At 44.4% G+C, this 11,629-nt stretch carries 13 protein-coding genes; 12 read left to right on the forward strand and 1 reads right to left on the reverse strand.

Annotated features, from left to right (window positions below; all coding sequences use genetic code 11):
• The first annotated feature begins 224 nt into the window (after nucleotides 1-224).
• The 7 genes from OV592_RS06420 (at nucleotide 225) to OV592_RS06450 (ending at nucleotide 4,902) form a co-directional block, all read left to right on the forward strand.
• Nucleotides 225-647, forward strand: coding sequence for a hypothetical protein (locus OV592_RS06420; protein ID WP_406610820.1), 423 nt, complete (start codon nucleotides 225-227; stop codon nucleotides 645-647).
• Between the two features lie 2 nt (nucleotides 648-649).
• Nucleotides 650-1,012: a hypothetical protein gene (locus OV592_RS06425; protein WP_406610822.1), complete on the forward strand. Its 363-nt coding sequence runs from the start codon at nucleotides 650-652 to the stop codon at nucleotides 1,010-1,012.
• A gap of 87 nt (nucleotides 1,013-1,099) precedes the next feature.
• Complete coding sequence (locus tag OV592_RS06430; RefSeq protein WP_406610823.1) at nucleotides 1,100-1,468, forward strand: hypothetical protein; 369 nt, start codon at nucleotides 1,100-1,102, stop codon at nucleotides 1,466-1,468.
• A gap of 147 nt (nucleotides 1,469-1,615) precedes the next feature.
• Complete coding sequence (locus OV592_RS06435; protein ID WP_406610824.1) at nucleotides 1,616-2,059, forward strand: tetratricopeptide repeat protein; 444 nt, start codon at nucleotides 1,616-1,618, stop codon at nucleotides 2,057-2,059.
• Between the two features lie 47 nt (nucleotides 2,060-2,106).
• Nucleotides 2,107-2,490, forward strand: coding sequence for a hypothetical protein (locus tag OV592_RS06440; RefSeq protein WP_406610825.1), 384 nt, complete (start codon nucleotides 2,107-2,109; stop codon nucleotides 2,488-2,490).
• A 470-nt stretch (nucleotides 2,491-2,960) separates the two neighbouring features.
• The gene (locus OV592_RS06445) at nucleotides 2,961-3,359 is read left to right on the forward strand and encodes a hypothetical protein (protein ID WP_406610826.1); all 399 of its coding nucleotides are present in this window, start codon (nucleotides 2,961-2,963) and stop codon (nucleotides 3,357-3,359) included.
• Between the two features lie 547 nt (nucleotides 3,360-3,906).
• A complete protein-coding gene (locus tag OV592_RS06450) occupies nucleotides 3,907-4,902 on the forward strand; it encodes a branched-chain amino acid aminotransferase (protein ID WP_016404026.1) in 996 nt (331 codons plus the stop codon).
• 83 nt (nucleotides 4,903-4,985) lie between these two features.
• Here the strand turns inward: OV592_RS06450 and OV592_RS06455 are convergent, their stop codons facing one another.
• Nucleotides 4,986-6,530, reverse strand: a complete 1,545-nt coding sequence (locus tag OV592_RS06455; RefSeq protein WP_406610827.1) for a methyl-accepting chemotaxis protein — start codon at nucleotides 6,528-6,530, stop codon at nucleotides 4,986-4,988.
• Between the two features lie 557 nt (nucleotides 6,531-7,087).
• Here OV592_RS06455 and OV592_RS06460 point away from each other — a divergent pair.
• The 5 genes from OV592_RS06460 to OV592_RS06480 all read left to right on the forward strand — a co-directional run bounded on the left by OV592_RS06460 (nucleotide 7,088) and on the right by OV592_RS06480 (nucleotide 11,606).
• On the forward strand, nucleotides 7,088-7,771 hold the full coding sequence (locus tag OV592_RS06460) for a hypothetical protein (RefSeq protein ID WP_406610828.1): 684 nt from the start codon (nucleotides 7,088-7,090) through the stop codon (nucleotides 7,769-7,771).
• A gap of 104 nt (nucleotides 7,772-7,875) precedes the next feature.
• Nucleotides 7,876-8,241 carry a hypothetical protein gene (locus OV592_RS06465; protein ID WP_406610829.1) on the forward strand — a complete coding sequence of 122 codons (366 nt, stop codon included), beginning with the start codon at nucleotides 7,876-7,878 and terminating at the stop codon, nucleotides 8,239-8,241.
• 105 nt (nucleotides 8,242-8,346) lie between these two features.
• A complete protein-coding gene (locus tag OV592_RS06470) occupies nucleotides 8,347-10,215 on the forward strand; it encodes a vWA domain-containing protein (protein ID WP_406610830.1) in 1,869 nt (622 codons plus the stop codon).
• On the forward strand, nucleotides 10,196-10,762 hold the full coding sequence (locus OV592_RS06475) for a sigma-70 family RNA polymerase sigma factor (RefSeq protein ID WP_221074345.1): 567 nt from the start codon (nucleotides 10,196-10,198) through the stop codon (nucleotides 10,760-10,762). The genes OV592_RS06470 and OV592_RS06475 overlap by 20 nt, the downstream gene beginning before the upstream one ends.
• On the forward strand, nucleotides 10,755-11,606 hold the full coding sequence (locus tag OV592_RS06480; RefSeq protein WP_406610831.1) for a hypothetical protein: 852 nt from the start codon (nucleotides 10,755-10,757) through the stop codon (nucleotides 11,604-11,606). Before OV592_RS06475 ends, OV592_RS06480 begins: the two co-directional genes overlap by 8 nt.
• The last annotated feature ends 23 nt before the right edge of the window (nucleotides 11,607-11,629 follow it).

Raw genomic sequence — 11,629 nt, forward strand, 5'->3', positions numbered from 1 at the left:
TACCAGATAGCAAAGTTTACCATTGGGGAGTTCCCTTATTTTTCTGTTTACCGGGTTACAGTGTGTGTTTATTTATACTTTTCAATTGGTTAGGTATTGGCATATAGCAAGCCATTCAAGGGGGAAAATTTACAGTTGGCTGTTTTCACTCCGTTCAACATTTTAGCCAACAATAAATCTCCCCTTAATGGGGCGTTAGGTGAACAAGTAATGGAAATCAAGTAATGGAAATCGAAGCACGGCAAATGTTCCGCTCGAACGGGCTAATCGATGATTTGGTTGTTTACGCTACGCGTGCGGAGTACTTGCTGCTCGCCGAATCTGTTGGTAACGCGGTCAAATGCCAAAGCCGGGTGTCATTGCCTTGTGCGTCTGGTATTTCGATTGAGATTTATTGTGACGACACCGCTGACGAGCTTTTCACATCTCTCCAGAACAGGGCGAATGAGTATTCGTCAATGGAGGAGTGGAATAGCCGGGATATCTTAAGGGTTTATGGTAGTGACATTGTGCTATCAAGTCTTCAGGCGTTCTTCATTGAACTTGCAGAGCGCGGTGAAGGGTACAGTTATATCAGCGAATTCTCCCCAGAGTACCGCTATTCCCGCTATTCGCCTGAGTGGCGCCTTTGTATCGAAATCACCTAACAATGCCGTTATGGGCGCTGCGCGCCCTGGGGCGGCAACTACTGCGCGGCTTCGCCGCTGTTGCCGCCCATACGGCGGCGTTAAATGCCATGGGTATGAATAAGCAAGGGTGTCCAATTTGTGGTTTCGCTGATGTTGTAGCTCTAGATGAGTTTAATTGCACCACATTTGAAATTTGCGAATGCTGCGGCTATGAGTCTGGTTTGGAGTATGATCAGGATTCCACGTCCGAGCATCTTGAAAAGATCCGTAGAGAGTGGGTTGTCGAAAATATTTGTAGGTGGTGGGGAGATAAGAAATCTATTCCAGAAAACTGGAACCCCAAGAAACAAATGGAGCTTGCCAGCATTGATATTCCTCAGTAACGGCCAGCATTTAACGAGTCAAGGCAGCATCGCCCTGCGGGCTGGACGCGCTAACGCGTGCCGCTGCTTGCGACGTTAGGCATACCTATGGAACCGAGCAAAAAAACAAATTTCGTAGCAGGATTGCTACTTGGGTTTATTCTCTCAGTAATCTATTTTTTTATTATAAATAGCCCATCATATATCCTGATAAAAATATTTCCGCCTCTTGAAAAACTTGATGTTGTTAAAGTTAATATAGCGATCAATGGCTTAGATATTTCTTTTACTGACTTTGATGAAGAAGGCGAAAAAGTTATCAAGATTCCAATCGATTTTCCTTCAAAGTATGAGTTAACGGCTACTTTTACAAATGGTCACGTTGTATCAGGGCAAAGTGGTTTAGTTAGACCCGGCTACATCCTGTATGAAAATATTAGTGAAGAAAAAATAGTTCATCGTATTAGAGCTAAATAGTAAAGTATGCCTAACAAGCCAATTAAGTGCGGGACTGCTAAAGCTTGGCTCAGTTCCACTTTTTTACACCGTTTAGCCAGGCATTTATCAGCCCCTTGTTGGGGCGTTATATTTCAAAAAGGAAGCAGTACTAGGATGCAAAGGATTATGATCCTCTTGGTAACTTTTTTTGTTTTCGGTTGCAGTAATAAGCAACTTTCCAATGATCTCAATGTAGCGCATAGTTCTTGTTACAACTATAGCTATGGTGAGCGTGACTTCGAAAAAGATTACGATAAGGCTTTTAAGTGGTGCACCATCGCAGCCGAATTTAATGAGCCAAGCTCAGTAACGTTGCTAGCAGAGCTTTATCTAATGGGTAACGGTACAAGCAAAGATCTAGCTAAAGCTCATGAGCTCTATTTAAAAGCAGCTAAACAAGACCACTTGCATGCACAACTAATGGTATTCCTTATATCTAATTTGTACATGTACGAGGCTACAACTCATGAAGAGAAAGTTGAGGGTGTAATGTACTTAGAAAAAGCCCGCGATAGAGGGTATCGAAAGGCTATTGATGTTTATAATCAAGCTTATGGCAAAGAAATATAACCAGGCGTTCAAGCAAGGACGCATGCTAATCGAATGCGCCGCTTAGCTTGGCGTTAGATTCCCAAAGGAGTAGTCCGATTAAATCGTTAAATTTTGTACTAATAGCACTTTTGCTCCTGACTGCTTTAGGTATAGTTGTCGGCGGCAATTTAGGTATCAACCTAAACGCTCAAAAAATTAAAAGCATAGATAGCAGTCCTATTTACTTAGAGCTTTCCGAAAAAGTTAAATCGGGAGAGTTGGAAGTCGACAAAGAGTTGGGCTTAATTCTTGTGCAGGGTATGAGAGAAGCGCATGTCGATGCTGGCAACTACCTAGAAAGCATTTTCGAAATATTTATCTATATTGGCTTGTTTATGACGGTCTTAGTTTCCGTTTTAGCTGTTGTCACATTGCGCTTGTATAGCAAAGTGAGCATCTATGGCACCTAACAAGTCACGTAATTTCGCTCCGGCCGCTGAAAAGCGCTGCCTCCAGGGGACTGGCTTGGCCAGCCCATTCGTGAAGCGTTAGGTGCCTAAGGAAAAATGGTGAAAAAACTAAAGGATATTTCCATTTCTTCAGGTTGTTTCATACTTTCGTTAGCTATTTTTAAAGTTATTTTAAATGATTACGAAACAGGTATAACTAATTTAAGATTTGGAAATACAGTTGATGTTGTAGATAGCCCATTTTCATACTGGATGAGTTTAGGCTTATCATTATTGGTAGTTGGATTATTACTTTGGCTAGCGTATGCGCACGTTAAACTATTTACTAGTTCGGAGTAGCTGGCACCTAACAAACCAATCAAGTGCGGAATTGCTAAAGCTTGGCTCAGTTCCGCTTCGCTGCACATTATAGCCAAGCATTTATCAGCCCCTTATTGGGGCGTTAAGCATACGTAGTTCATAGGAGCCCAATGAATAAAGTTTATATCTGCGCACTAGTAGTAGCGCTTATGGCAGGGACTGACGTATGGCAGGATATTGGAACCTCTAGTGCTGCTCCGGCAGAGATAGCTTTGTTCATATCAATCGTTGCGGTTGCTTCAGCGATACCGAGCCTCTTGTGCATGCTCGCAGCTAAAAAGCTGACTCCAAAGAATGTTGGAATTGGCCTCTACTGGCGAGTGACTTATGTGTCGCTGATCCTGTCCTTCGTTTCATGGGGAGTCTGTTTGCTTGAAGGGCCAAGTAGCAAAGAGCGCTACTATTTTCTGATCCCTGAAACCGTAGGTTTCTTGAGTGTGTTACTACTCGTCATATCCTGGGCGTATTACTTTGTAGCAAAACATCTGCGCAAACCTAGCGATGCTTAACATGCAACATAATCATGCGCTCGTCATGGGGACAAGTGCCAAGACGCGGTGATGCCGCTACACTTGCCCATTATTGAAGCGTTACCAAAAAAGTGCATCGCCTATTTTTTGGTGATGCCTGAATCACAAGCGGTTTCGCGGTAGTTGTGATAGCCCAAGTACAGCTACAAGCAAAATGAAGCCCTTATCTAATGCTATGCCTTGCCTTTTTTCTTTCTACTGATTGCTGGCGGGCTATGGGTAAGTTTAAGCAAAGCCAGTTTACAAATTTGCTTTGTTGGTTGCCAAAATCCCTTTGCATACACATTTATTGCAGAATATTTGCAGATTGAGGGTTTCTTAAGCTTGATCGCAGTGCCATAAGACCACATACTCTTTTACCATTCTGCGAATCCAGTTTATGGAAAAATTGGCATTGGTCGTTCAGGTACCTCGGTTTGATAAAAGCGCGAACTCGTTCAGTCCCACCAGTTTTCTACTTCGCTAAAGAACAGACAATCAAAATAAAGAATAGGGCTTAAAGCCCCAACATAAGTAGGAACACAACATGGCAGCTTTTGGTACGGTTTTTATGCCACAAATGGCATTAGCAAAATACGAAGATCAGCAATGGGGTGATAGTGAAATTGTCTCGTCTGACAGTATTAGCTTGCACCCTGGCGCGCACGTACTTCATTACTCAAGCACTTGTTTTGAAGGGCTTAAAGCCTTTCGTCATGAAGATGGCAGCGTGCATATTTTCCGCATGGACGCCAACATTAAGCGTATGGCGCAATCTGCTGAGTTATTAAGCTTACCTGCTTTTAAACCCGAATTATTAGAGCAAATGGTTAAAGACATTGTGGCAAAATTTGCAGATGAAGTGCCAGCTGCTCCGGGGTCTATGTATATTCGCCCAACCTTTATTGGCACCGAGCCTGCCATTGGCAAAGCGGCCGCGCCAACTAGCTCGGCATTGCTTTACGTATTGCTGTCGCCAGTGGGCGATTACTTTGCGGTAGGTGCTAAGCCACTACGCTTATTGCTAGAAGAAAACGGCATGCGCTGTGCACCACACATGGGTATGGTTAAATCGGGCGGTAATTACGCCAGTGCTTTAGGGCCAATTAGCCAAGCGCGCACCGAAGTTGACGCCGACCAAGTTCTGTTTTGCCCAGGTGGCGACGTACAAGAAACGGGTGCTGCCAACTTTATTTTAATTGACGGCGATGAGCTAATTACTAAAGCGCTCGACAGCAGCTTTTTACATGGGGTTACTCGTAACTCTATTCTAACCTTGGCGCGCGACTTGGGCTTGAAAGTAAGTGAGCGTGAGCTTACTGTTGACGAGCTATTAGAGCGTGCAGCTAAGCCAGGTTGTGAAGCGGCTTTATCGGGTACTGCTGCGGTATTAACGCCAGTAGGTACGCTTATTCACAACGGTAAAGAACACACCGTTGGTAATGGCGAAGCCGGTGAAACCACCTTGAAGTTGCGCCAAGCGCTTAACGATATTCAATGGGGTAAAGCCCAAGACCAGCATAACTGGTTAACGAGTATTTAAGCTAAACAGTAGATTGATGTTAAACAGCCCGCTTTTGCGGGCTGTTTTGTTTTAGCGTTTAGGTATTTGGCACTTTAGCGAGCTTAGGATTGGCTGAACTGGTTAACCAAGCGCTTTAAGCTTTCTAAGCTATTCACCAGTTTTTGAGTGCGGCCCACCGAGCTGTCGGACAGTAGCTTGGTGGAGTCCACCGCTTCTTTCATTCGGTGTACGTGTTCGGTCATGCCTTGGGTAACCTGAACTTGCTCGGTGATTGCTTGTGATGTGCTAGTACTTTGCTCACCAATGGCATGTAAATCGTTAACAATGGCTTGAAAAGCCTGTTTGCTTTGTTGCGATTTAGCTACGCTGGAATCCGAAGCGGCTATGCCTTGCTCCATTAAGTTTCCGGTTTTGTTTACTGTGGCTTGTAGTACTTCTATTTTGCTTCGAATATCGTCTACCGAGCTGCTGGTTTTACCCGATAGCGCACGCACTTCGTCGGCCACCACAGCAAAACCTCGGCCGTGTTCACCCGCTCGAGCAGCTTCAATGGCTGCATTTAGCGCCAGCAAATTGGTTTGCTCGGCGATGCCTTGAATCATCCCCAAAATGGTTTCGATGCTTTCTACATCGTTATATAGCTGGCCAAGGGCTTGCCGAGAGTCGTCTAATTTTTGGCTTAGTGAGTTAACGGTGGCAACCGCTTCATCAATGGTTTTTGCCCCTTGCATCGCGGTAATACTGGCATCTTGAGTAAACTCGCTGCTCTGTTTGGCTTGTTGCGAGACTTCATCGATTGAGGCAAGCATTTCCTCGGCCGATACCGCCATGGCGTCGGTGGCATTGCTCTGTTCGCTTAGCTCTTTGTCTATGGCTTGGCTGTTGGCGACTTCTTGTTTGGCGGAATCTAGAATGCTCTCGGAGGTTTCGTTAGCGCGGGCAGTTACGGCGCGCAGTTCTGCCTTTTTCATTAGCATGGCTAGCTCGATGGAAGATAAATCGTCGCAGTGGCCGGTGTAGGGCATTTCCATCAAGGGGTTGTGGTAGTTTTGTTGGGCAATTTGCTTAAGCGCAGATAACCTAGCTTTAAACTTAATACTAAGCAGTAAACTAATCACCAAAAGTGGAATGGCGGTGGCGAGTAAAGTGGCCGAGCTAATCACCTCCAAAGCAGTTAATACCAAGCAGCCTAGGGTGGCTAAGATGCCAAGTTGCTGCCAGCTGCACAGCGCCAGTCGCCTTACTTTTGCTTCGCCTTGCTGGAGTTTTTGGTAAAGCTTGCTGGCCCGAGATATTTGCTCATCGTTAGGCTGGGTACGTACTGATTGGTATTCAAATACTTCGCCATTTTTATCCATTATGGGAGTAACAAATGCCGATACCCAGTAGTGTCCAGACTCTTTGCAACGGTTTTTTACTAATCCCATCCAGCTAGAACCTGCTTGAATATGTTGCCACAACTGAGCAAAAGCGGGCTTGGGCATGTCGGCATGGCGAATTACATTGTGTGGCTTATCTAGCAATTCGTCTTGTTGGTAACCTGCTACTTTGCAGAAGCTGTCGTTACAATAGGTAATGTGGCTGTCGGCTGTGGTGGTTGATATAAGGTTGTCGCTGTCGGCAAACCTAACGCGTTGATCCGTCATCTAAGTTATTACTCCTAAACATCCATAACTTGTTGCTAGTGTTTGATTGTCTTGCCTGAACGAATACCAATCGTACTGAGTAACTGTTCATACTATCTGGTTAAAATACTCGATAACTGCGTTAGAATTTTTGATTGTAGAATAACTACTTATCGAAAAACTCTGCTTTGTTCTCGAGTATTTTCACAGCGTTATTGATGGTCACTTACTTGGTGTGATTGGCATATTCACTTCGTCTCAATAACCAGACTTTTCAACACCCTAGCCACTACTTTGCTGAATACTATATTTTTATGTTTTGTTGATATTTGATCGCGGATAAATATGCGACATTAATAAGACAATTCAATGTCAGTCATAGAAAGTAGTCACTTAAGCCCTACAAATTTTGGTAAATAGCTAATTTACTAGGGTATTTCACTAGGTGGTTACTGTTTCTCTGTCTTAAGGAGTTGTAGTGTTTTAGTGGCGGTAATAGGTAGGTAGTTCGTAAATTGTCTATTTTGCTCATAGTGCTTGCTTACACTGCGCGCACCCTAAGTAAAGAGTGACAAATCATGAATCTAAAATGCTTGCTAGTGCTACCAATATTAATGTTAGTTGGCTGTAAGGCTGAGCTGGTGACTCAATTAAACGCATCAGATATTAATAACCCAGATTCCAACGGCAAGGTACTGAGTGCCAATATGTATGTCACTTTAATGGATGGGTGTTTTCATCCCGAAACGGGCGTGGAAAGCGATGGTTTGGCCGAAGCTAATGGATTGATGTTCAATTTGTTTAAGCAGAACCATGAGCTGGTGTCGTGTCAGGCGAATGATGATCTAGGTTTGGAATATACTGCCAACTACAAGGTTGATGTGGTGCTAGATACAATACAAGACAAGAAGTCTCCTGAGTCTAAAACCGGCATGGTGATTATTGCTAATAACGAACAGGGTTATATTAGTTTACAGCTAGACGACAACTTACGTAAGCGGCTAAAAGCCCGTACCGAAGAGCTAAATATGCTGGAGCTAGAAAGCGTGTTTGTGCTGAATAACGATTTAGCTGAAGACTTAGAGGTTCATATCCCATCGTCATACGTACACGATGGTAAAAGCCTTAAAGCCTACCAGCTGTTTACGGGTTGGATACCCGCAGGCAAGGTTGGTGAGTTTTGGGCCAGTGATGTAGCGCTAGATGCCCTTCGCGATTCTGGTGAGCAAATATATAGCTTTGTTGCTAAGCCAAAAGAATAGGGCTGGTTTGCGTTAGTAAGTTGTTCGAAAATATATTATGAATTGATAGCTTAGTTGATAAGCTGTAATGTTTTGATTTTAGGCGTAAATAATAGGGAGATTGTATGGCCTTTTTCTGGAATATGTTTCAGTCAGATCAGATCAATAGAAACAATACTATTGCCTCAGAAGCTCAGATAAAAACGCGAAGCCATTCTGGAGACCTTGACCATTTAGAGAAGAGGCTCGACACTTTGTCTTTAGCTAGTCAGGCTATGTGGGAAATTTTGCAAACTAAATATGGTGTTAGTGAGCAAGAGCTTATGCTGAAAATGGAAGAGATTGATCTACGTGATGGAATTAAAGATGGGAAGCTAAATCCTGAATACAGCACCGATTGCCCAGACTGTGGGCACAAAGTCAAAAAGCGCCGAGAAAGCTGTTATTGGTGCGGTAGCCGATTGAATGATGGAAACCCATTTACTTCATAAATTTAGGCGAGTTACGTTAAATTGAAAATTTTTCAGTTAATTTAGCCTCGTTTTTTTATTAGCTGCGATTACCTGTGTGAGATTGATTTAAACAAGGTATTCAAAATGCAAAAGTTACATGTTTCATATTCACCTATTGCTCGTGCAGTGCTTGTGGGCTTAACCCTTTCTTCGTTAGTTGCCTGTGGCCAATATAGTGCTGATGAGCAGGCCAATGTTGATCGAGTAGAACCGCAACAACAGAATGAGTCTGTTAAGCAAACCAAGCCAGCCCAACGACCGCAGCAAGACCAATCTATTAAGGCGGTACACCCCATCGCTAAGCATCAGCGAGAAAAGCGCGCAGTTAGCCAAATGCAAATGGCAAGAACATCTAACTTTGCGGCGGCGCAGGGGCTTGCCGACTCTTCGTATTACTACGAGCAGGGCAATAACGAAAACTACCAAAAGTTTTCCGATTTATCGGTAGTGGCCGTAGCAGAGCAACCGGTTTCTACTTTTAGTGCCGATGTCGACAGTGCCAGTTACGCCAACATGCGCCGTTTTATCAACAATGGCCAACTTCCACCAAAAGATGCTGTGCGTGTAGAGGAGCTTATTAACTACTTTTCTTACGATTACGCGACTGGCAACGATGCAGCTTTGAGCATTGAGCAGCCTATTGCGATTGATACTTTACTTACCGCTTCTCCTTGGAACAGCAATAATCAACTAATTCGCATTGGCGTGAGCGCATACAAAGCGGATACCAGCATTCGCCCAGCTGCTAATGTAGTGTTTTTGGTGGATGTATCTGGCTCGATGCAATCGCAAGAAAAGCTGCCTCTGTTAAAGCAATCAATGTTATTGATGCTTAATAACCTAAAAACCAGCGACAATGTGGCGATTGTGACTTATGCCAGTGGTACTGGAGTGGCTTTACCTGCCACTAGCGTAAAAGATAAACACAAAATTGTAGCGGCCATTAACGGCTTGCAAGCGGGTGGTTCAACTAATGGTTCTGCTGGCATAGAGTTGGCCTACAACCAAGCGCAGCAAGGTTTTATTGAAGGCGGCATTAACCATGTTTATTTAATGTCAGACGGTGATCTTAATGTAGGCATCACCGACATTGATGAGCTTAAACATCGCATTACTCAAAAGCGTAAAGCAGGGGTGCAGTTCTCTACCATTGGCTTTGGAACAGGCAATTATAATGACCATTTAATGGAGCAACTGGCCGATAACGGCAATGGTGTAGCGGGTTACATTGATACCTTGCACGAAGCGCAAAAACTGCTGGTGGATCAATTAGGTAGCAGCTTGCATACGGTGGCGCATGATGTGAAGTTTCAAGTAGAGTTTAATCCTCGTATGGTGTCGGAATACCGTTTACTGGGTTACGAGAATCGCCAACTTGAGCGCGCCGATTTTAACAATGACAAAAAAGATGCTGGCGACATGGGAGCGGGGCACAGTGTAACGGCTATTTATGAGATAACCCCAGTGGGTAAACCGGGTTTAATTGACCCTTTGGTATTTCAGCAGCAGAAGCAAAACAAAATGGCTAAGCCACAGGTGAATGAAGCGCTAGCCGAAGTGCGAGTGCGTTACAAAAAAGCGCAATCGCAAGCTTCCGAAAAGTACGTGCAGCGGGTATTTAGCCAAGATTTGGTTGATTTTGAGCTAGCTAACAATGACGACCGCTTTGCGATTGCTGTAGCAGCTTTTGGCCAAAAATTACGTGCCAATGAGCAGTTGGATGAGCTTGCTTATCAGCAAATTATTGATTGGGCTAATGCTGCAAAAGGTCAAGATAAGTTTGGTTATCGCGCAGAGTTTGTTAAATTAGCGCGATTAACCAATACCTTAGCCTTGCAATCGCCGGTTATGCCACAGCCGCAGCAATTGCCAGAGTTAGAGTATGCAGTGCAACCATTACCGGTAACCTTACCCGCAAGGATTGATGCGAACAATGAAGAGCTTAGTCAGTGATGAACAACTGATGCTTGATTATGGTCAGCGTGGTGACGTAGCCGCGTTTGACCAGCTTTATCAACGCTATCGCAAACCCTTGTTTGGTTTTATTCGGCAAAAGATGGCAGAGGCTGCCTGTAACGAAGTATTTCAAGAAGTTTGGGAATCGATAATTAGTCAAGCTAGCCAATACCAGGTACCTAGTGATGACGAGCAAAATATCGCGCACTTTCGAGGCTATCTTTATACCATTACACGCCGCCGAATTGCCGATTACTGGCGCTCGCAAGGCAAGCAAAGCCATAACGACGAACAAGAAGTAGATGAATTGGAATCTCTTTCAAACCCCGAGAAAGAGCATCAGCAAGGCCTTGATAAGCAAGTGATATTACGCTGTGTGGAGTTACTGCCTAGTAAGCAACAAGATGTATTTATGCTAAAACAATCGGGCCTAGCTGTGGCCGAGATGAGCCAAGTACTTGATGCATCTTTTGATGCCATAAAAAGTCGTATACGGGTTGCTTATCAACAATTGCGAGAGTGCTGGGAGAAACATCATGGTTGATACACCTAAAGGTAATGCGCCCAGCGATCAGCAAATTGATCACGCTTATCAGCAAGCGCTAAACCAATTTGAACCCTCGGAACTGCTAGATAAACGTATTCAAAATCTGGCTAAGCAGCAGGCAAAGCAAAATAGTAAAGCTAAATCTTACTCTTGGGCGGCTGCGCCTTGGTGGGCGAGTGCTGCGTCTTTGGCTTGTGTGGGAGTGCTAGGCTGGTGGTTAGTTACCGAAATTAGTGTGCCACCAAGTGAAATAAGTTATCAAAGCAATGTGCAGTTAATTAGCCCGTCGCAACAGGCTAATGACCCGGCGACCGAAGAGCTCGACCAGCAAAAACGGCAGCTAGCAGAAAAGCTATTGCGTAAGCGAGAACTAGATACCCAAGCAATTGAGCGAGAGCGCAGAGAGTTAGCCAAACAGAAGGCTATGCAAAAACCAACTATGCAGGCTGAAACAATACAAAGGCAAACAGAGATTGCTGCCAAGTCTGCTGAGCAGCATTACGCTCTTGAGGAGCAGCTAGCTGCATTTTCATCTTTGCCGAGTGATGAGATGTCTGATGCTGTTGCTATTGCCGCAAGCGATGCTGTTCTGCAGTGTGTGGAGCAGGCGCTAAGCGCTTACTCATTTGAGCAGTTGGAATTACAACTCGCCCAAACCTTGCCAGAAGATGCCAAGCAAGCACTTGCGCAGCCACCACGCTGGTTAAGTTGGCAACAAATACAATGGAAGTTAGTGACTGTTGAAAGTGGCTGGCTGATAGTGGGGGATGGGCTCGACGTTGATTCATCACGTATCTACCGCTTGCCAAATACCTTAGAAGAAAGCTGTAAATCGCCCTAAGCGCTAGTTATTGATTTACAGGC

The sequence above is a fragment of the Agarivorans sp. JK6 genome (genome assembly GCF_045277145.1).
In the GTDB taxonomy this organism is placed as follows: Bacteria; Pseudomonadota; Gammaproteobacteria; order Enterobacterales; family Celerinatantimonadaceae; genus Agarivorans; species Agarivorans albus.